The sequence below is a fragment of the Gordonia sp. ALPHA1B1 genome (genome assembly GCF_005502615.1).
In the GTDB taxonomy this organism is placed as follows: Bacteria; Actinomycetota; Actinomycetes; order Mycobacteriales; family Mycobacteriaceae; genus Gordonia; species Gordonia hongkongensis.
The window spans coordinates 26,573-46,537 of sequence record NZ_SCOC01000036.1; the positions used below are offsets into that span (position 1 = coordinate 26,573).

At 68.1% G+C, this 19,965-nt stretch carries 16 protein-coding genes and 1 pseudogene; 8 read left to right on the forward strand and 9 right to left on the reverse strand.

Annotation, left to right across the window (positions count from 1 at the left end):
• Window positions 1–2 precede the first annotated feature (2 nt).
• Window positions 3–2,597, forward strand: coding sequence for an alpha-glucan family phosphorylase (gene glgP, locus FFS52_RS19320; protein WP_137810641.1), 2,595 nt, complete (start codon window positions 3–5; stop codon window positions 2,595–2,597).
• A 95-nt stretch (window positions 2,598–2,692) separates the two neighbouring features.
• Here the strand turns inward: glgP and FFS52_RS19325 are convergent, their stop codons facing one another.
• The 3 genes from FFS52_RS19325 to FFS52_RS19335 all read right to left on the reverse strand — a co-directional run bounded on the left by FFS52_RS19325 (window position 2,693) and on the right by FFS52_RS19335 (window position 8,194).
• On the reverse strand, window positions 2,693–5,227 hold the full coding sequence (locus tag FFS52_RS19325; protein WP_137810651.1) for an FHA domain-containing protein: 2,535 nt from the start codon (window positions 5,225–5,227) through the stop codon (window positions 2,693–2,695).
• Between the two features lie 117 nt (window positions 5,228–5,344).
• A complete protein-coding gene (gene arc / locus FFS52_RS19330) occupies window positions 5,345–7,162 on the reverse strand; it encodes a proteasome ATPase (RefSeq protein WP_058250428.1) in 1,818 nt (605 codons plus the stop codon).
• A gap of 201 nt (window positions 7,163–7,363) precedes the next feature.
• Window positions 7,364–8,194 (reverse strand): tRNA (adenine-N1)-methyltransferase, encoded by an 831-nt coding sequence (locus FFS52_RS19335; protein ID WP_065632207.1) that lies wholly within the window; start codon window positions 8,192–8,194, stop codon window positions 7,364–7,366.
• A gap of 203 nt (window positions 8,195–8,397) precedes the next feature.
• Between FFS52_RS19335 and FFS52_RS19340 the strand changes: the two genes are divergently transcribed.
• Both FFS52_RS19340 and FFS52_RS19345 read left to right on the forward strand, forming a co-directional pair.
• On the forward strand, window positions 8,398–9,282 hold the full coding sequence (locus FFS52_RS19340; RefSeq protein WP_137810642.1) for a RecB family exonuclease: 885 nt from the start codon (window positions 8,398–8,400) through the stop codon (window positions 9,280–9,282).
• 67 nt (window positions 9,283–9,349) lie between these two features.
• Window positions 9,350–10,195: a thioesterase family protein gene (locus FFS52_RS19345; protein ID WP_137810643.1), complete on the forward strand. Its 846-nt coding sequence runs from the start codon at window positions 9,350–9,352 to the stop codon at window positions 10,193–10,195.
• Between the two features lie 78 nt (window positions 10,196–10,273).
• On the opposite strand, the gene hisG is transcribed toward FFS52_RS19345, so the two are convergent.
• The 5 genes from hisG to FFS52_RS19370 all read right to left on the reverse strand — a co-directional run bounded on the left by hisG (window position 10,274) and on the right by FFS52_RS19370 (window position 13,557).
• Window positions 10,274–11,119, reverse strand: a complete 846-nt coding sequence (gene hisG / locus FFS52_RS19350; RefSeq protein ID WP_065632205.1) for an ATP phosphoribosyltransferase — start codon at window positions 11,117–11,119, stop codon at window positions 10,274–10,276.
• Window positions 11,120–11,208: 89 nt separating this feature from the next.
• The gene (locus FFS52_RS19355; RefSeq protein WP_014926729.1) at window positions 11,209–11,472 is read right to left on the reverse strand and encodes a phosphoribosyl-ATP diphosphatase; all 264 of its coding nucleotides are present in this window, start codon (window positions 11,470–11,472) and stop codon (window positions 11,209–11,211) included.
• Window positions 11,469–12,140, reverse strand: coding sequence for an HAD family phosphatase (locus FFS52_RS19360; protein ID WP_137810652.1), 672 nt, complete (start codon window positions 12,138–12,140; stop codon window positions 11,469–11,471). The genes FFS52_RS19355 and FFS52_RS19360 overlap by 4 nt, the downstream gene beginning before the upstream one ends.
• A gap of 80 nt (window positions 12,141–12,220) precedes the next feature.
• Window positions 12,221–13,021 (reverse strand): helix-turn-helix transcriptional regulator, encoded by an 801-nt coding sequence (locus tag FFS52_RS19365; RefSeq protein ID WP_058250424.1) that lies wholly within the window; start codon window positions 13,019–13,021, stop codon window positions 12,221–12,223.
• A gap of 65 nt (window positions 13,022–13,086) precedes the next feature.
• Window positions 13,087–13,557, reverse strand: a complete 471-nt coding sequence (locus tag FFS52_RS19370) for a CinA family protein (RefSeq protein ID WP_137810644.1) — start codon at window positions 13,555–13,557, stop codon at window positions 13,087–13,089.
• Between the two features lie 118 nt (window positions 13,558–13,675).
• Between FFS52_RS19370 and FFS52_RS19375 the strand changes: the two genes are divergently transcribed.
• The gene (locus FFS52_RS19375; protein ID WP_137810645.1) at window positions 13,676–14,530 is read left to right on the forward strand and encodes an alpha/beta fold hydrolase; all 855 of its coding nucleotides are present in this window, start codon (window positions 13,676–13,678) and stop codon (window positions 14,528–14,530) included.
• On the opposite strand, the gene FFS52_RS19380 is transcribed toward FFS52_RS19375, so the two are convergent.
• The gene (locus tag FFS52_RS19380) at window positions 14,443–15,873 is read right to left on the reverse strand and encodes an MFS transporter (RefSeq protein ID WP_137810646.1); all 1,431 of its coding nucleotides are present in this window, start codon (window positions 15,871–15,873) and stop codon (window positions 14,443–14,445) included. The two genes, FFS52_RS19375 and FFS52_RS19380, sit on opposite strands and share 88 nt — an antisense overlap.
• Before the next feature lie 137 nt (window positions 15,874–16,010).
• Here FFS52_RS19380 and FFS52_RS19385 point away from each other — a divergent pair, with 137 nt between their 5' ends.
• From FFS52_RS19385 to FFS52_RS19395, 4 genes and pseudogenes are all read left to right on the forward strand, one after another.
• Complete coding sequence (locus tag FFS52_RS19385) at window positions 16,011–16,934, forward strand: manganese-dependent inorganic pyrophosphatase (RefSeq protein WP_137810647.1); 924 nt, start codon at window positions 16,011–16,013, stop codon at window positions 16,932–16,934.
• Window positions 16,935–17,151: 217 nt separating this feature from the next.
• A pseudogene (locus FFS52_RS19390) lies at window positions 17,152–18,779 on the forward strand (DUF222 domain-containing protein).
• A 406-nt stretch (window positions 18,780–19,185) separates the two neighbouring features.
• Window positions 19,186–19,398 carry a hypothetical protein gene (locus FFS52_RS23725; protein ID WP_171011680.1) on the forward strand — a complete coding sequence of 71 codons (213 nt, stop codon included), beginning with the start codon at window positions 19,186–19,188 and terminating at the stop codon, window positions 19,396–19,398.
• Window positions 19,399–19,456: 58 nt separating this feature from the next.
• On the forward strand, window positions 19,457–19,965 hold a 509-nt coding region (locus tag FFS52_RS19395; protein WP_249356637.1), incomplete at its 3' end, for an IS110 family transposase.

Here is a 19,965-nt window from a genome sequence, read left to right on the forward strand (position 1 = left end):
CCGTGAAAGCATTCCGCCGGTTCACCGTTCGAGTGCCGCTGCCCGACCCGATCGCGAACCTCGCGCCGTTGTCGCACAACCTGCGCTGGGCGTGGCACACCCCCACCCAGGAGCTGTTCGCCACCATCGACCCGCGCCTGTGGTCGTCGACCGGCGATCCGGTCCGGGTTCTCGCCGACACCGACCCCGCCCGTCTGACCGAGCTGGCCGACGACGAGGGTTTCGTGGCGCGGGTCGCCGAGGCCCACGCCGACCTCGAGCAGTATCTCGATGCACCGCAGTGGTTCCAGCGGTATGCGGCCGAGGCATCGATACAGGACGGTTCGGCACGTGGCCGGGTGGTGCCCCCGGGAATCGCGTACTTCTCGATGGAGTTCGGCGTCTCCGAGGTCCTGCCGATCTACTCCGGCGGCCTCGGCATCCTCGCCGGTGACCATCTCAAGGCGGCCTCCGACCTCGGGCTGCCGCTGATCGGCGTCGGATTGCTGTACCGCTCCGGGTATTTTCGCCAGGGCCTCGATCACGACGGGTGGCAGATCGAGCGGTATCCCGTGAACGATCCCGCCGACCTGCCCCTCACGCTCCTCGCCCCGGGCGACGGCGCGGAGCCGGTGATCGTCGAGGTCGCGATGCCCGGCGGGGCGACCCTGTCGGCCCAGGTGTGGGTGGCGTCGGTGGGTCGAATCCCGTTGCTGCTCCTCGACTCCGACATCGATCGCAACGATGACGAGCCCGAAGGCGCCGCCCTGCGCGCGGTGACCGACCGGCTCTACGGCGGGGATCAGGAACACCGGATCGCACAGGAGATCCTGCTCGGCATCGGCGGTGTCCGCGCGCTCCGCGAGTACGTCCGGATCACCGGCCGGCCCGAGCCGACGGTGTTCCACATGAACGAGGGACACGCGGGCTTCCTCGGCGTGGAACGCATCCGCGAGTTGGTGGCCGGCGGGCTCGACTTCGACACCGCGGAAGCGGTGGTCCGCGCCTCGAACGTGTTCACCACCCACACCCCGGTGCCGGCCGGGATCGACCGTTTCCCCGCCGACCTCGTCGCCCGTTACCTCGACGCCGACTCCGACGGCAAATCCCGCCTGCTGCCCGGGCTGGCCGCGGCGACGGTGGCCGAACTCGGCGACGAGGCCGAGCCCGGCGTCTTCAACATGGCGCACATGGGATTTCGGCTCGGGCAACGCAGCAACGGGGTGTCGCAGCTGCACGGTGCGGTGAGTCGGGAGATGTTCGCCGACCTGTGGCCGGGTTTCGACGCCGCCGATGTGCCCATCGGCGCGGTCACGAACGGCGTGCACGGACCGACCTGGGTGGCCCCGGCGTGGCGCGACTTCGCCGACGGGGACGAGGACTCCGCGCCCGGGGTGTACGCGGGCCTGTCCGACGAGACGATCTGGCGAACGCACGAGGAGCTGCGCGCGGAACTCGTCGACGAGGTGCGGCGGCGCGCACTCGCCAGCGGCCTCGACCGCGGCTTCACCCACGCCGAACTGGCATGGACCGCCGACTTGTTCGACCCGCACGTGCTGACCATCGGATTCGCACGGCGAGCGGCGACCTACAAGCGGCTGACGCTGATGCTCCGCGATCCCGAGCGCATGCGCGCCATCCTCACCGATCCCGATCGGCCGGTGCAGCTGGTCATCGCGGGCAAGGCCCACCCGGCCGACGAGGGAGGCAAGTCCCTGATCCAGCAGGTCGTCCGGTTCACCGAGGATCCGGAACTGCGCGATCGCATCGTGTTCCTCCCCGACTACGACATCTCGATGGCGCGTTTCATCTACGCCGGTTGCGATGTGTGGCTGAACAATCCGGTCCGTCCCATGGAGGCCTGCGGGACCTCGGGGATGAAATCGGCGCTCAACGGCGGGCTCAATCTGTCGATCCTGGACGGCTGGTGGGACGAGATGGCCGACGGCGACAACGGGTGGGCGATCCCGTCCGCGGAGGGGATCGCCGACGAACATCGTCGGGACGATCTGGAGGCGCAGGCGCTGTACACGCTCCTCGAGGAGACGGTGATCCCCCTCTTCTATCGCCGGGCGGACGACGGTGTGCCCAGCCGGTGGGTGGAGATGATGCGCCACACCCTCACTCGGCTCGGCCCGCAGGTACTCGCCTCGCGCATGGTCCGCGACTACACGACCGACCTCTACTGCCCGGCCGCCCGCGCCTACGAGTCCGCATGCGCCGACTCCTACGCAGGCGCACGCGACCTCGCGGTCTATCGGCGCACACTGGAGACCGGATGGTCGTCGGTGCAGGTGGCCGGGGTCGAGGACGAGCGTCGCGAGGACGGACTCTGGATCACCGCCCATGTGGCATTGGGAGACCTCGCGCCCGAGTCGGTCGCGGTGCAGGTCGTACTCGGCCGGGTCGGCGACGACGGCGAGATCCTGGCACCGACGTTCACCAACATGACCCCCGGTCCCGACCGCGATGCGTCGGGCCGGATGGTGTTCACCGCACTGGTGCCGCCGTCGACCTCCGGTCATCTCGGCTATACCGTCCGGGTGCTACCCCGCCATCCGCAGTTGTCGTCGGAGTCCGAACTCGGGTTCGTACGCTTTCCGGCGGCGACCGGTTGAGCGTGTCCGCAGATGTCGTGTGATGTTGCGTCCGGCGCAACGATGTGCGACGCCTACCGGGGTTTGTTTAGCTCGACGTCCGGTGATGGGCCTCGTCAGCGCTTCTTCAGCCGCAGCCGCGAATAGGTGAAGGCGAGCAGCAGCGCGCTGATCACCGCGAGCACGCCGTAGGCGAGTGCGGTGTGCGCGACCGATGTCTCCCACAGCGTGATGCGCTGCGGCGCGGCCACATTGATGTTGTAGAGGTCCACGCTGCCGGCCGCGGCGACATACCCCCAGAACGACGGGAAGATCCACGACAGCTGTTCGAGTCCGATGCCGTCGAGTTTGAACAGGCCGCCGCAGAACACCAACTGGACCATCACGACGATGACCAGCGGCGGCATGACCTGCTCGTTGGATTTGACCGCCGACGAGATCGCGAGACCGACGAGCGTGCTCACGCAGGCGAGGACGGCCACCGCGACGAGCAACGCCAGCGGCGGCGGGAGGATCGGACCGCCGAAGTCGGGCAGCCCCCGACCGGCGAAGGTGATGCCGACCATGATGATCGTCTGCAGCACCGCGGCGACGAAGAACACCACGATCTTGGCGAAAAGGTATGCGCCGGGCCGCAACCCGACGGCGCGCTCGCGTTCGAAGATGTCGCGCTCCCCGACGAGATCGCGCACGGTGAGCGCGGCACCCATGAACGCGGCCCCGACCACGAGCACGACGAGGATCTGGATCGCCTCCGCGCCGTCCTTCGGTGGCGGCGCGTTCGGGATCACGTCGAGGCGGGCGAACCCGCTAGAACCCGGGATCACCAAGGTGAGCAGGCCGAGCACGACGGGTAGTAGCACGAGGAAGACGAGGTAGCCGACGTCGGCGAAGATGAGCCGCACCTGGCGTCGGGCGATGGTCGACGACTGGCGGGTGAAGCTCGTATGCGGCACCGGTATCGGTGGACCGGGAGGACGCTGGGGCGGCGGCGGATTCGGCGCTCGGCGGTGCCGGTCCAGGTACCGCATGTGTGCGGTGTCCGGCTGATCGGCGACGTACGCGAAGATCTCTGCCCAGTCGGAGGTGCCCATCTCCCCCTCGACCTGTCCGGGCGGGCCGCAGAAGGACGTCTTGCCGCCGGGCGCCAGCAGCAGCACCTGGTCGCACATGGACAGATAGGTCAGCGAGTGCGTGACCACGAGGACCACACGCCCGGCGTCGGCGAGCCGGCGGAGGGTGGCCATCACCTGCCGGTCGAGTGCGGGGTCGAGACCGGAGGTCGGTTCGTCGAGGATGAGCAGTGACGGACCTGTCAGCAACTCCATCGCGACCGATGCACGCTTCTGCTGGCCGCCGGACAGCTTCTCCACGCGGGTGTCGACATGCTCGGTCAGCTGCAGCTCGCTGAGCACCCCGTCGATGACCCGGTCCCGATCGGCCTTCGAGAGGTCGGGTGGCAGGCGCAGTTCCGCGGCGTAGCGCAAGGCCTGCCGGAGCGTGAGCTTGTGGTGCAGGACGTCCTTCTGCGGCACCATGCCGATGCGGGTGCGCAGAGCGTCGTATTCGGCGTGGACGTTGCGGCTCTCGAAGGTGACCAGGCCGCTCGTCGGTGAGTTGAGTCCGGCCGCGATCTTCGACACCGTCGACTTACCCGCGCCCGAGGGGCCGATCACCGCGGTCAGCGTGCCCGGACTGGCGCTGAAGTCCACGTCGGCGAGCAGACGCTTCCCGCCGTCGACGACGAGACTGACCCCGTGGACGTGGAGGCCGTCGGCGACCGCGGCGCTCTCCTGCCCGCGCATCAGCGTGCCGCCGGACACCACGAAGTCGCTGTTGCCGATGGTGACGACGTCGCCGTCGGTCAGTTGCGCGCTCGACACCCGCCGGCCGTTGACGAAGGTTCCGTTGACGCTGCCGAGGTCCTCGATCACGAGGGCCGCCCCGCGGCTGGACACCTGAGCGTGGTGCCGGGACGCCAGGACGTCGCTGACGACGATGTCGTTGTCGGGCGTGCGTCCGATCCGCTGGACTCCGCGGAGCGAGATCGACTCGCGCTCGGGCGGTGTCGGCGCGCCGGGCAGGCGGTAGACCGCCGACACGTTCTGCTGCAGCGCCTGCAGATGCGGCGCGCTCAGGACTTCCTGCGGCATCGGGTCCACTCGGTACTGTCGTCCGCCCGGCGCGTGGGCGGGCATCCGCCCGGAGGCCGGGACGCCCGCGCCCGGGAACCCCGCCGAGCGAGGACCTGACGGCGGGTAGCCCGACTGCATCGGACGCGAGACCGGCGGACCCGGCCGGGACGGCACGCTGCGCCCGGGACCACTCGAGGGCGGTCGGCCGCCGGATGCGGGCACGTCGACCACGAGGTCGACGACCGGACCCGTGTTCACGTCGCCGAGGCGTACCTGGGTCGTACCGGGCACCATGAACTCGGCCATCCGCCGGCCGTTGACGAAGAAGCCGTTGGTGCTGCCGATGTCGACGAGACACCAGGCCGTACCGCGCCACTCGATGGCGAGATGCCGACGCGACACCATCGGATGGTTGATCACGATGTCGTTGTCGGGCTCACGCCCCAGGGTGATGCGCTGAGCGCCGCCCAGTGGATGCGGCGCCCCACCGTCGACGATCACTCGTCCACGCGCCATCGATGTGCTGTTCATCGCCGACAACTCTAGTGCTTGACGGCGCTGTTCACGCGGTTCTGTCGAGCAGACAGCCGACCCCGTGGGAGTCGGCTGTCTGCTGGGTCGAGACCACTGTCGCTACAGGTACTGACCCGTGTTCGTCTCGGTGTCGATGGCCCGGCTCGCGCCCGCACTCTTGCCCGTGACCAGCGTGCGAATGTAGACGATCCGCTCGCCCTTCTTGCCCGAGATCCGGGCCCAGTCGTCGGGGTTGGTCGTGTTGGGCAGGTCCTCGTTCTCCGCGAACTCGTCGAGGATGGAGTCGAAGAGATGCTGGACGCGCAGACCCGGTGCACCCGTGTCCAGTTGCGACTTGATCGCGTACTTCTTGGCCCGGTCGACGACGTTCTGGATCATCGCGCCGGAGTTGAAGTCCTTGAAGTACATGATCTCTTTGTCGCCGTTGGCGTAGGTGACCTCGAGGAACCGGTTGTCCTCGCTCTCGGCGTACATCCGCTCGACGACCTTCTCGATCATCGCGTTGACACAGGCCGTGCGATCTCCCCCGAACTCGCCGATGTCGTCGGCGTGGATGGGCAGCTCCTCGGTGAGGTACTTGGAGAAGATGTCGATCGCGGACTCGGCGTCGGGACGCTCGATCTTGATCTTCACGTCGAGGCGCCCTGGGCGCAGGATCGCGGGGTCGATCATGTCCTCGCGATTCGACGCACCGATCACGATGACGTTCTCGAGGCCCTCGACGCCGTCGATCTCACTGAGCAGCTGCGGGACGACGGTGGTCTCCACGTCCGAGGAGACGCCCGACCCGCGTGTGCGGAAGATCGAGTCCATCTCGTCGAAGAAGACGATGACCGGCGTGCCCTCCGAAGCCTTCTCGCGCGCCCGCTGGAAGATCAGCCGGATGTGCCGTTCGGTCTCACCGACGAACTTGTTGAGCAGCTCGGGGCCCTTGATGTTCAGGAAGTACGACTTCGCCTCCTTGGCGTCGTCGCCGCGCACCTGCGCGATCTTCTTCGCCAGGGAGTTGGCCACGGCCTTGGCGATGAGCGTCTTGCCACAGCCGGGCGGACCGTAGAGCAGCACGCCCTTCGGGGGACGCAGCTGGTAGTCGCGGAACAGGTCCTTGTGCAGGAACGGGAGTTCGACGGCGTCGCGGATCTGCTCGATCTGGCGGCCCAGGCCACCGATGTCCTCGTATCCGACGTCGGGGACCTCTTCGAGGACGAGATCCTCGACCTCGGCCTTGGGCACCCGCTCGAACGCGAACCCGGCCTTGGTGTCGATGAGCAGCGAGTCGCCGGGACGCAGCTTGCGACGCAGACCGTCCTCACCGTCGACCTCGCCCAGCAGCGGTTCGGCCAGCCAGACCACCCGCTCCTCGTCGGCGTGACCGACGACCAGGGCGCGTTTGCCGTCACCGAGCACCTCGCGCAGCGTGCTGATCTCGCCGACGGTGTCGAACTCGCAGGCCTCGACGATGGTCAGGGCCTCGTTCAGACGCAGGGTCTGACCCTTGGTCAGCAGGTCGGTGTCGATGTTGGGCGAACAGGTGAGGCGCATCTTGCGGCCCGAGGTGAACACATCGACGGTGGCGTCGGGGTGCACGTCCAGCAGGACGCCGTACCCGCTCGGCGGCTGACCCAGACGGTCGACCTCCTCGCGGAGAGCGACGAGTTGCTGTCGGGCTTCCTTGAGGGTGTCGAGCAGCTTCGCGTTGCGTGCGGTGAGGCTGTCCACCCGCTCTTGGAGATCCCCGGCCGGCCGGCCGGCTGCGCCGCGCGCAGACGAGTCCGGGCCGCTCCGCGACAGCGGCGACTCGGTGCCGCTCCGCGGCGGGGGCGGAGTGTAGGCGGGGACGAAGCCCTCGTCGGATGCACTGGCGCCCTCGGGAACCGCGCGGTCCCCCAGTGCGTCGTGGCGGTCAGATTCGGTCATTGCTGACTCCTCTCGCCGGCAATCACCCGATCCCTCGATCGGAATGCTCGCGCCGTATCCCTACGCTACCGGCCGAGACGGCGAATCGCCGTCCACCGCGCAATCGCCGGTGTTGACGGTGTGTTAAATGTGCGTCTTCGCAACGTATTCGCGATGTTTCACCGCACAGCTCGGCGACGAGCCGTTGCTCCGCGACCGGGCTCAGCCCTTGCTCGGACGGCGCTGCGGACGCAGTGTGGTGGTGCCGTCGGCAAGGCGCCGGGCCGTGATCAGAAAAGCCGTGTGGCCTTGCATTTTGTGCTCGGGACGCACCGCGAGGCCCACCGCGCTCCACTCGCGGAGGAGCGTCTCCCAGGCCCGGGGCTCGGTCCAGCACTCCTGCTCGCGCAGGGCCTCCATCACCCGGGACAACTGGGTGACGGTCGCCACGTAGACCGTCAAGACCCCGCCTGGTTTCAACACGGTCCGCACGACGTCGAGCGGTTCCCAGGGCGCGAGCATGTCCAGGATGACGCGATCGAACCGTTCGTCCCGATCCACGTTCGCCAGATCGTCGACGGTGAGGTGCCAGTTGTCCGGCCGTCCCCCGAAGAAGGTCTCGACGTTGCGGATCGCGTGCTCGGCGTGGTCATCCCGGATCTCGAAGGAGACGACTTCACCGTCGGCACCGACCGCGCGCAGCAGCGAACACGTCAGCGCGCCGGAGCCGGCACCGGCTTCGAGGACGCGGGCGCCCGGGAAGATGTCGCCCTCGAGGACGATCTGGGCGGCGTCCTTGGGGTAGATGACCTGGGCCCCGCGCGGCATCGAGAGCACGTAGTCGACGAGCAGCGGGCGCAGCGCCAGATATTGGGTACCGCTGGTCGCGGAGACGATGCTGCCCTCGGGCGAACCGATGAGGTCGTCATGGGAGATGGCACCGCGGTGGGTGTGGAACTGCTTTCCCTCGTCGAGCAGCACCGTGAACTTGCGCCCCTTGGCATCGGTCAGCTGAACCCGGTCGCCGACGACGAACGGTCCGGTGGTGGGCACTGGTGCTTCCTCTCGTGAACGATCCGAACCCGCGCGACTCGGCGCAGGGGTTCGTGGGCCGTGTGGACGTTACCCGACGAGGTGGGCCGGTCCTGCCTCGTGTCGCTGCGGGAAGGGCGCCGCCCGGGTGGCCGGCGAGCGGACCCGAGTGTCGGGACCTCGGACTGTCGGGCCCGGCGCCTACCCTGCGAAGGGTGAGCACGATGACCGGAGTCGGAGACGCCTCCCCCAGCACGACCCCGACAGGGACCCCGGACGGCCCCGGCTCGGATGCGCGAGGGATCGTCGGGCGCCCGCTGGCGCTGTCGCCGTCCCGCGCCGCGGACTTCAAGCAGTGCCCGCTGCTCTACCGCTACCGTGCGATCGACCGCTTCCCGGAGACCCCCACCACCGCGCAGACCAGGGGCACCGTCGTCCATGCCGCGCTGGAGAATCTGTTCGACCTCCCGGCCGAGCTCCGCACGCAGGACTCGGCCGAGTTGCTGGTCGAAGGCGCCTGGGCCGCGATGTGCGAGGGCGACCCTGAGCTCGCAAAGGTCATCGGCGAAGGTGGCCAGGCCGCGTTCCTCGCCGATGCGCACAAGCTCATCGCCACCTACTACACGATGGAGAACCCGACCGCCTTCGACGCCGACGCGGTGGAGGAACACGTCGAGATCGACGCCGACGACATGCTCATACGGGGGTTCATCGACCGCATCGATGTCGCGCCGACCGGCGAGATACGCGTCGTCGACTACAAGACCGGGCGGTCGCCGGGTGAGGCGTACGAAGCCAAGGCGTTGTTCCAGATGAAGTTCTACGCGCTCGCGATCCTGCGCACCCGCGGAGTCGTTCCCGCCCGGTTGCAGCTGATGTACCTCTCCGACGGGCAACAGCTGATCTATCGCCCGGACCGTGACGAGCTGCTCCGCTTCGAGCGCACCCTGCGCGCGATCTGGCAGGCGATCCGCACGGCCGTGGCCTCGGGCGACTTCCGGCCGAAGAAGTCGTGGTCGTGCAAGTTCTGTGAGCACCGCGCCCGGTGTCCGGAGTTCGGGGGCGTCATCCCGCCGTACCCCGGTCCCCCGGCGGGTTTCGCGGCCTGAGCAGCCCCGACGTCCGCGGGACGCCCCCGCCCCGACCCATTATGTCGGCAGTCATAGAGTGACTCGGGTGGAGAACTCGTACTACGAACCCATCGATGCCCCGTCGAATGCTGCCCGTGACGAGGGCGACTTCGAGTACTTCCGCCCGACTGAGGCGACGCTGAGCGTGTGGTCGCCGACGATGCAGCACGGTGGTCCCCCGTCGGCCCTGCTGATGCGGTCGTTGCTGCGGTGCGAGCCCGACCCGGCGCAGCACTTCACGCGTGTGACCACCGAGATCCTCGGCCCGGTCGGACTGGGCGTCAACCGGGTCGCCGCCCGGGTCGTGCGGCCGGGCCGCCAGATCAGCCTCGTCGAGACCGAACTGCAGGTGCAGCAGGCCGACGGAACGTTCCGCGCCGCCGCCCGCTCGGTGGGGTGGCGGCTCCGCGTCGCCCTCACCGCCGAGATCGCGAACGGTCCCGATCCCCTGACGCCCGGACCGGACGAGTCGAAGGCGGTGATCGGCTTCTCCGACGATAACGGCGAGGCCGTCGACTGGGGCACCCTCGGGTTCATCGGCACCATCGAGTCGGTCCGGGCCGAGGGACGCAACGGCTCGACTCCCGCGGTGTGGCTGCGGCCGGCGATCCCGCTCGTCGCCGACGAGAAGACCGAGGACCTGGAGTCGATGTTCACCGTCATCGACGTCGCCAACGGGTTGGGCACCCGACTCCGCCCGAATCGGTGGACGTGGATGAACACCGACACCACCGTGCACCTGACGCGCGTCCCGAGCGGACCGTGGGTCGGCATCGACGCCCACATGATCGCCGGTCCGGACGGGTTCGGCAGCACCTTCGCCGACCTCTACGACGCCTCCGGCCACATCGGCCGGTCGGCCCAGACGGTGATGCTCAGCGCGGTGCAGTAGCCACAAACCCACCACTAATCGGCAAACCCACCAGCTCGCAGCTGGTGGGTTTGCCGAAACTGGGTGGATCTGCCTCCGCTAGAACCGGCAGGACCGGATGTCCGTCGCCAGGATGGCCTTGGCGCCGAGCTCGGACAGCTCGTCCATGAGGTTCTGGTGGTCCTTGCGGGGCACCATTGCGCGGACCGCGACCCAGTCCGGGTCGGCCATGGGCGCCACGGTCGGCGACTCGAGGCCCGGCGTGAGCGCCGATGCCTGATCGAGAAGCGAACGGGGGCAGTCGTAGTCGATCATCACGTACTGCTGTCCGAACACCACGCCCTGCACTCGGGCGACGAACTGTCGTTCGGCCTTGGTGAGGTCGGCGTCGCGTCGGGAAATGAGGACCGCCTCGGAATCGCACAGCGATTCACCGAACGCCACCAGGCCGTGCTGGCGCAGCGTGCGACCGGAACCGACGACGTCGGCGATCGCGTCGGCGACACCGAGCTGGATCGAGATCTCGACCGCACCGTCGAGCCGGATGATGTCGGCGGTGATGCCATGACCGGCCAGGTCCTCGCGCACGAGGTTCGGGTACGACGTGGCGATGCGCTTGCCCGCGAGATCGGCCACTGCCCACTGCTGGTCGGCCGGAGCCGCGTAACGGAAGGTCGACGAGCCGAAGCCCATGGCCAGCTGTTCGCCCACCTCGGCGCCGGAGTCGCGGGCGAGGTCACGTCCGGTGATGCCCAGGTCGAGCCGGCCGGAGGCGACGTAGATCGCGATGTCCTTGGGACGCAGGAAGAAGAACTCGACGTCGTTGTTGTTGTCGAGGACCGTGAGGTCCTTGGCGTCGGTCCGGCGGCGATAGCCGGCCTCGGAGAGGATGGCCGACGCGGATTCGGAGAGCGCACCCTTGTTGGGTACGGCCACTCTCAGCATCTCGTTGTCCTTTTCGTGGAGTGCGCCTGCGGGCGCGGGGATGGAGCAGAACTGTGTCGTGTGGACGGTGTCCGGACCGGGTCAACCGGTCACAGATGTCGGTACACGTCCTGCAGCGTCAGTCCCCGCTTGATCATCATCACCTGCAGCCAGTAGACGAGCTGCGAGATCTCCTCGCCGAGCGACTCGTCGGATTCGTGTTCGGCGGCGAGCCAGACCTCACCCGCCTCTTCGATGATCTTCTTGCCCAGGGTGTGGACACCGGAGTCGAGGGCGGCGACGGTACCCGAACCCTCGGGACGGCTCTGCGCCTTGTCGCTGAGTTCGGCGAACAGCTCCTCGAAAGTCTTCACGATTCCTCATTTTTGCATGTCGAGATGCGCGCGAGACCGCCGGTCCATGCACCGGCGACATCGTCGAGGTCCAGCCCGACAAGACTGGTCCGGAAGACGCGCAACCGGCCCGGCTCGACCGGTGCCGCGGACTCGACGACGAGCGTCGGACATCCGGCCGCCGATGCCGCCTGGGCGCCGGTCGGCGAGTCCTCGACGGCCAGACAGTCGGCCGACGGGACACCGAGCAGTTCCGCCGCGCGCAGGTAGGGGTCTGGCGCGGGTTTGCCCACCGCCACCTCGTCGCCGCAGACCGTCGTGGTGAAGCGTCCACGCCCGATGGTCTCCAGGGCCACCTCGGTCAACTCCCGCACCGTGTTCGTCACCAGCACCATCGGGATCCCGGCCCCGGCCACCAGGTCGAGTGCTTCGCATGCGCCGGGACGCCACGGCAGGTCGTCGGCGAACAGTTCGGCGACCCGATCGAGGGTCCAGCGTCCGTCGGCGTCGGGATCGCGCTCCGCGGCGGACAGACCGGCGGCGTCGTGCACCTTCGCCAATGCGTCCGGCAGCGAGTTCCCGAGAGTGGATTCGCGGAGTTCCGGTGACATGACGATGCCGTGCCGTGCGGCCAGTTCCGCCATCGCGACGTCCCAGATCGGTTCGGAGTCGAGCAGCGTGCCGTCCATGTCCCACAGCACGGCAGCGGGGAGTCGCGCACCCGAGGGTGAGGTGGGGCCGGCGGTGGAGACGGTGGGGGCGGTATCGGTCACCCCTGCATCATCGCAACCCACCGCTCGGTGGGCTCGTCGGCGGGGTAGAACAGCTCGATGGTCAGCTCCTCGAGGGTGACATCGCGTGGGGAGCCGAACGTCGTGAGGGTGCTGAAGAAGGACAGCACCTGGTCGCCGAGGGCGAGCCGGAACGGCACCAGCAACTGCGGTTGTCCCCCGACTCCGGCACGGTCGCGGGCGAGACGTCCGTCGAGTGCGGCGACGGTCGGATATCCCGAGACCTCCCGTTCGAGGTCGGCGAGGCGCGGATCGCCGGTGATCCGCGCCATCCGCCGGAGCAACTCGAGCAGGTAGGTCGCCCACTCGTCGAAGTTGTGCGTGGCCCGCGCGAATCCGTCCGGATGCAGCGACACCCGGAACAGGTTGACCGGTCCGGTCTGCAGTTCGGGCGGCAACAACTCGAGAAGGGTGAGCGCGGTGTCGTTGGCCAGCACGACGTTCCAGGTCCGGTCGAGCGCCATGCCCATGTTCGGGTTGTGGGCGTCGAGCAATCGCTGGACCGACGACCGGACGTGGGCCATCGTGTCCGAGTCGAGCGGTTCCTCGCTGTAGCGGGGTGCGTGCCCGGCAGCGAGGAGCAGCGAATTTCGTTCTCGCAGTGGAACATCGAGCCGCTCGGAGAGCGCCTCGAGCAGCGCCGGACTCGGGCGTGACCGGCCGGTCTCGACGAAACTGAGGTGACGCGGCGAGACACCGACCTCGTACGCGAGATCCAGCTGGCTCAACGAGCGGCGAGAGCGCCACTGCCGCAGCATGCTTCCCACCTCGACGGTCATGGGGGTCATGGTAGGTCCCGGGCGGGAGCGTGGCGACTACCTCACGGGTAGCGGTCGCCCGGCGATCAGGACCGTAGGCAGGACTCGATCAACTCCAACGAGTGTCCGATCGTCTGGGCGAGGACCTCTTCGGGTTCGCCGTCGAACACTTCCCGGGAGGCGCTGACGCGGCCCCGGTGATCCAGTCCGAACCACACCGTTCCCGGTGCCGCCTCGTCGGGTTCGGGACCGGCCTCACCGGTCACCGCGACGACGAGGTCGGCGTCGAACAACCGGGCGGTCGACGCCACCATCGCGCGCGCCGCGGTCTCGCTCACGACCGGCCCCTCGGGCACGTCGAGCAGGTCGTACTTGACGTCCTTGTGGTAGGCCACGACCCCGCCGCGGAACCACGTACCCGCGTTCGGCGCCTTGCTCAGTTCGGTTGCCAGGTTCCCGCCGGTCAGCGATTCGGCGACCGCGATCCGGACGCCCGCTTCCATCGCAGCGTCCGCCACGCGCTTGCAGGTCTCCGAGAAGTCACTCACATCCGACATGTGTCGCTCCCTTCGTGTCCGCGTCGACCATCGCTGGTTGGTATCCACAGGGCCGCGCCCTGAAACGACTACCTGGTAGGTAGTGGTGCCGGCGGCGTGGGTGCGAGACGTTGGGGACATGACCCGCATAGAGAACGACCCCGTTCGCACACGGCACACGACGGTGTTGATCTCGCCGGCGATGGGAGTGCCGGCGCGTGTGTACCGGCGCTTGACGGAGGCCCTGAGCAGAGCCGGATTCGACGTCGTGATCGTCCCTCGGCGAGGGATCGAGGAGGGAAGCGAGCCACCGTCTCGACGTTCCGACTGGTCCTATGCCGACGAGGCGGACGGTCTGGCCGACGCCGTGGCCGCGGCCCGGGCGGACGACACCGAGACGAGGGTCCTGGTACTCGGTCACAGCCTGGGAGCGCAGTTGGCCGCGATGGTGGCCCTGCGGGAGGACCACGCCCCCGACGGGATCGTGGCGATTGGCGCGTCGGTCCCCCACTTTCGCCACTACGGCCTGCGCGGCGTCCCGCTCGCCACACTGGCCGCGTCGGTCGCCACGGTCGCGGGGATCGCCGGCCGGTGGCCACGACGCGGTTTCGGCGGTCCGACGCCGCGCACGCTGATGCGGGAATGGGCGCGCATGGTGCTGACTGGGTGGGCGCCGTTCGCACTCGACTCCCGAATGCGGTTGCCGGCGTTGTCGATCCGGCTGCACGACGACGAGGTCGTGTCCGGCCGCGCCGCGGACGCCTACGACGCGGCGTTCGACAAGGACGCGATGTCGACACTGTGTTACCGGGCCTCCGACGGTCCGGCCGGGGGCGTCGCGACGCACCTCGGATGGACGCGGACGCCTGACGGGATCGTCGAGCTGATCGCGCGATGGTGGGAATCTCACGCCGTCCAGGAGCCCGATCGGGACTCGACGCGGTCGCGTGTGCGCACGGCGGTTCGTTCCGCCCAGGCGCCGGTGGCGAGATAGGCCAGCACGGCGATCGCCACACCGCACAGCGTCACCACCATCCAGAACGGTCGTGCGGTGGCGCTCAGGCCGTCGGCCACAGTTTCCGCCCGTCCGGAGAACGCGATAGCACCGGACACCGCCACGCCCAGCGCCGTCCCGACCTGCCGCCCGGTGGAGGCCATCGCGGAGGCGAGCCCCGCCTGGGTCCGCGGCATGCCCGAGACCGCGGCATTCGTGATGGGCGCGTTGACCAGTCCGAAGCTGATGCCGAACACGAGGTAGGCCGCGCCGAGGTAGGTGAACGGGGTATCGGGTCCGACGCCGAGGAGCAGCACCCCGCCCGCCGCCATTCCGATCCCGCCCGCGAACAGTGGCGGCCGAGACCCCCGCGCGGCGACGAGGCGTCCCGAGACCGAAGCGCAGCACGCGGCGGCCAGAGCCATCGGGATCAGCATCAGACCCGCGCCGAACGGACTCAGCCCGCGGACTTCTTGCAGGTAGAGGGTGTTGAGGAAGAGGAACCCGCCGGTCGCGGCGAAAGCGATGACCGCGCACACGACCGCGACGGTGAACGGCACACTGCCGAAGAACCGCGGGTCCAGGAGCGGCTCGTCGCGGCGCAACTCGTAGCAGATCAGGATCGCAGACGAGCACGCAGCGACCGCGAAACAGCCAACGATGACGCCGGACCTCCAGCCCAGCACATGCCCTTCGATGATCCCGAACGTCACGGTTCCCAACAGCACGAGGATCAGCAGCTGACCCACCACATCGGCCCGTCGAGGCTGTGGCGCCCTCGACTCGGGGACGTACCGCCGGCTGAGAACGAGGGCGAGCACGCACACCGGGACATTGAGCACGAAGATCGCCTGCCAGCCCAGGCCGGAGACCAGCGCACCACCGACGACCGGGCCGAAGGCCAGACTCGCCCCGAATGCACTTCCCCACAACCCGATCGCCCGCGCACGCGCCTTCGGCTCGGTGAACACGTTGGTCACGATCGACAGGGCCACCGGGTTCAGCATCGAGCCACCGACCGCCTGGACGGCCCGGGCCGCGATGAGCACCTCCGGTGTCGGCGACACCGCGCAGAGCACCGACCCGGTTCCGAAAATCGCGAGGCCGACCCCGAAGATGCGTCTGCGACCGAGCCGGTCGCCGGTGGTGCCGCCGAGGATGAGCAGGCTCGCGACGACCAGCGTGTACGAGTCGACCACCCATTGGAGCTGAGACGGCGTGGCATCGAGATCGGCGCCGATCGACGGCAGCGCCACGTTGACCGCGGAGATGTCGAGGCCGACGAGGAACATGCTCAGACAGCAGACGACCAGGATGACGCGTCGACGCCCGGTCGTGGACATGGAGCCAATGTAGAACGCCGGCCCCGGGGCGGGCGCCGACCCGGTGAGGATCATGCTCACCGGGAACGAGACCGCGAGGCGCCGGGATCGTCGTAGTCTGGGCCCACGCGCACCGCCGAGGAGAAAGCCGAGGTCCCATGTCGAAGATCCTGGTGTTCGGACACCGCAACCCCGACACCGATGCCATCGGGGCGGCGATCGGCCTCGCCCACCTCGAAGCCGCGCTGGGCAGCGATGTCGAGGCCGTCGCCCTGGGCCGGCCGAGTCTCGAAACCGCCTTCGCACTGGAGCATTTCGGACTCGACGCGCCGCGCGTCATCGAGACGGCCGCGCCGGCGGAGGTGATGCTCGTCGACCACAACGAGCGCCAGCAGAGCGTCGCCGACATCACCGACGTGACCGTCCTGAAAGTCATCGACCACCATCGGATCGCCAATTTCGAGACGGCGGCGCCGCTGTACATGCGCGTCGAACCGGTCGGATGCACCTGCACGATTCTCACCCGGATGTACGCGGAGAACGGGATCGAGATCCCGCGTCCGCAGGCGGGCATCATGCTGTCGGCGATCATCTCCGACACCCTCTTGTTCAACTCCCCCACCTGCACCGACGCCGATCGCGCCGCTGCCGCCGAGCTTGCCGACATCGCGGGCGTCGACGTCGACGAGTACGGCGACGCGCTTCTACGGGCCGGGACCGCGCTCGGCGACGAGCCGGTGTCGGCGATCATCGGACGGGACTCCAAGAGCTTCGAAATGGGGCCGAAGACGGTGCGGGTCTCGCAGATCACCACGGTCGACTCCGCCGAGATACTCGACCGTCGCGACGAGTTCCTGACGGCGATGACCGCCGAGAAGGAGGCAGCCGGCTACGACCTCTACCTCCTGCTCATCACCGATGTGATCAAGGCCGACTCGGATCTGTTGGTGGTCGGCGAACCCGCCTCGGCGGTCGAACAGGCGCTCGGGGTCACCGTCGCCGACGGTCAGGCATTCGGCAAGGGCATCGTGTCGCGCAAGAAGCAGATCGTCCCGCAGTTGACCGAAGTGCTGGACGTCTGAGCGCTCTCTGGCCTCCCCGCGCACATCCGCAGTCGAGAGAAAACTCGTAACAACATAATTCGAGGACAACGCAAACCGGCACCCCCATCTACCACAACGCACCGACAAGTTGTCGTCGACGAATACCGTTGCACAACAGAAACTTTCGAGTTGCGAGATGCCGGCTGTGCTGTACACTCGAACGTACATTCGCAGCTACGGTTCTTGGGGGGTGGCCATGTCTGACGGATCAGCGACGCCGCAGCCGCGTGCCGTCGAGTTGATTGCCGACCTCCACCGCATCGTGGACGAGTTGCAGACGGTCGACCTGGGGCCGTGCACCGATGCCGAGTTGGCCGAAGTGGCAGCCGATACCGAGAAAGCGATCGCACGGTTGACTGTTGCCGGTGACCGGCAGATCGATCAGGTCGAGGCCCGCGACCTGCCCCGCAAAGCCGGGTGCCGAACACTCATGCAGTACATGACCCACCGGCTACGCGTCTCCAACCCGATGCGACGCCGTAAGCAGATGGACGCCACCGCCACCCGCACCAGCCTCGGCGGCGACAAACTGGAACCCGAACACCCCACCCTGGCCGAGGCTTTCGCCGCAGGAGCGGTCGGTTCCGCGCACGTGCAGGCCGCCCTCGATGTCCTCGACCAGATCCCCCACGGAATCGACCACGACGTGAAAGTCGCGGCCGAACGGCAGATGGCCGAGATCGCCACCGACCACACACCCGCCGACATCACTCAACTCGGTGCCCGGCTGCTGGCTCATCTCGACCCCGACGGCACATTGGCTGATGACACCGACCAGAAACGACGCCGCAACGCAACCTGTGGATCGGCCGCCAACGCGCCGACGGCACCGCCAAAATATCGGGCACGCTGACCCCCGAACTCGCCGCCCGGCTGACGATGATGTTCGCGGTATGGGGCAAACCCGGACTCAACAACCCCGACGACCCCGCCTCACCCAGCGGACCGGCCGGCACCGCCGACCCCGACGCCCTGACCACCGCAGCCGACCGCGACAGCCGCACTCCCGCGCAGATCAACCACGACGCCCTCGACGCCGCACTCGCCGCCGGTTTCGCCGACGGGACCCTCGGAAAGTCGCACCGCGGACTGCCCGTGCAACTGATCATCAAAGCCGACCTCAACGACCTCATCCGCGAAGCCGGACTCGCAACCACCGCCACCGGAACCCTGCTGCCCATCCCGGACCTCATCGCCATGGCCGGTGAGGTCCAGCCATGGTTGGCGATCTTCAAAGACGCCACCACCGTCCCCCTGCACTTCGGGCGCGGGAAACGACTCGCCACCCGCGAACAACGCCTCGTCTCCTTCGCCCGCCCCGACGGGGAAGTATGCTCAGCACCAGGCTGCGAGCAGCCCGCCACCCACATCGAGCTTCATCACGCCCAGAAGGATTGGGCCAAAGGCGGTCTCACCGACATCGACGACCTCGCACCGGCCTGCCCACGCCACAACCGGATGGTCGGTGACCAACCCGGCCAATACACCACCCGCATCGCCCGGTCCGGACCAGACGAAGGCCGCTGCATCTGGCGACTCAACGCCGAACCCGGCGCACCACCCAACCCCGAACACATCAACCGCCGACCCGACATACCCCGGCGATTCACACAACACCTGAACACCGTGCGCGAGCAGATCCACGGGCCACCAACGCGGTCCGGCGATCACGCGCGCCCGAACAACCGGCACCACGACGACGCGCGTCGCTCATGGTCGAGAACCAGCCACGTCATCGACGTGAGACCACCCCGACCCGGCCAACGACAGCTCCGACCCTCCCTCGTCGAAGCATTCCTAGCCGAGTACCTCGCACGCAACTGACTGCGCTGCAACGCAACCCGTCGTAGCTCGCCGACCTCGACGCGCTCCTTCGTCGCTTGCTCGGCCCGGCGGCTATCGCTCCTCATACCTCAGTGTCTGCGGCCTGCCGGCCGTCGTGGACTCCGAAAGAACCCGTTGTGCTCGGCGCGAGCCCAATCACTGCTCCCTGAGGAGGCCGGAGCTTGCGGAGGCCGTCACGAAGGGTCCAGGTGAGTCGGGTTGCGAAGACCCTTCGTGACGCACCCTCCGCAAGCTCCGGGCGCTGCTAGTAATAGCTGGAAGGGCTGGTAACTGGGACATCCTCCTGATGTGGTCGTAGGGGCTTGGTTATCCCAACCACAAAAGGAGGATGTCAATGTCTAAGTCTAGTCGTTTGAGTCGTGGAGACAAGCGTCGCAACGATCGGTTGAGCAAGTTCCGGGGCATCGTGCGCCGTGACTACGCGGTCGCAGCGATTGATCTGGCGTCGAAAAAGCAAGTTGTCGCTGTGGTCGATCACGACTCCCGCATCGTGGCGCGCAGAACTTTTCACTGCGCGCCACCGCAGTTGGCCACCGCGATCGAGTGGAGCCGTACCGCCGCTACCGCTGCCGGGTTTGCCGGCATCGTCATCGCGTGAACCGACCGGGCATCGCTGGAAAACGGTCCGAGACCTGACCGCGGCGGTCGGGGTGCAGATGGTGTGTGTGCAGCCGATCGCGGTGGCACGGGCCCGAGAGACCGAAGACTTCACCCACGACAAATCCGATGACAAAGACGCCCTGCTGATCGCACGACTGACCACCCAACTTCATATCTACCTACCCGAACACGCCGACGAGCAATGGACCCGGCTACGTCACCTCGGCGTACGCCGATCCCAGCAACTCACCCGCCGTGGTGCGGCGCAGCAACAAGCCCGCGACCTCCTCGAAGGCGCCTGGCCCCACGCCCTTGACTGCGCCGGGCAACCCTTCAAATCGGTGACCTGGCTGGCCGCGATGGCCGTCATCGGTTGCACCCCGGAAACGTTGACCGCCCAGGGCAGCCGGGAACAGGCGGTGGCGTGGCTCCGCGAACACGTACGCGCCGAACTGCCCTGCTGGGGTGGGCGTCGGGTCACTACCCGCATCCTGGTCGCGATCGTCGATGCCGCTTTCGCCGTCCAGACCGAGACCACGATCACCGCCGAGGCCGGTGCGCTGGA

What these genes read in the sequence shown, in the direction of transcription:
- FFS52_RS19325 (WP_137810651.1), bottom strand. Translation starts at nt 5,227, where the DNA reads ATGGCGCGTGGACGAGTGATCGTCGACGGTGGGGCGCCGCATCCACTG.
- arc (WP_058250428.1), bottom strand. Translation starts at nt 7,162, where the DNA reads ATGACCGAATCTGACCGCCACGACGCACTGGGGGACCGCGCGGTTCCC.
- FFS52_RS19340 (WP_137810642.1), top strand. Translation starts at nt 8,398, where the DNA reads ATGACCGGAGTCGGAGACGCCTCCCCCAGCACGACCCCGACAGGGACC.
- hisG (WP_065632205.1), bottom strand. Translation starts at nt 11,119, where the DNA reads ATGCTGAGAGTGGCCGTACCCAACAAGGGTGCGCTCTCCGAATCCGCG.
- FFS52_RS19360 (WP_137810652.1), bottom strand. Translation starts at nt 12,140, where the DNA reads ATGGACGGCACGCTGCTCGACTCCGAACCGATCTGGGACGTCGCGATG.
- FFS52_RS19365 (WP_058250424.1), bottom strand. Translation starts at nt 13,021, where the DNA reads ATGACCGTCGAGGTGGGAAGCATGCTGCGGCAGTGGCGCTCTCGCCGC.
- FFS52_RS19370 (WP_137810644.1), bottom strand. Translation starts at nt 13,557, where the DNA reads ATGTCGGATGTGAGTGACTTCTCGGAGACCTGCAAGCGCGTGGCGGAC.
- FFS52_RS19375 (WP_137810645.1), top strand. Translation starts at nt 13,676, where the DNA reads ATGACCCGCATAGAGAACGACCCCGTTCGCACACGGCACACGACGGTG.
- FFS52_RS19380 (WP_137810646.1), bottom strand. Translation starts at nt 15,873, where the DNA reads ATGTCCACGACCGGGCGTCGACGCGTCATCCTGGTCGTCTGCTGTCTG.
- FFS52_RS19385 (WP_137810647.1), top strand. Translation starts at nt 16,011, where the DNA reads ATGTCGAAGATCCTGGTGTTCGGACACCGCAACCCCGACACCGATGCC.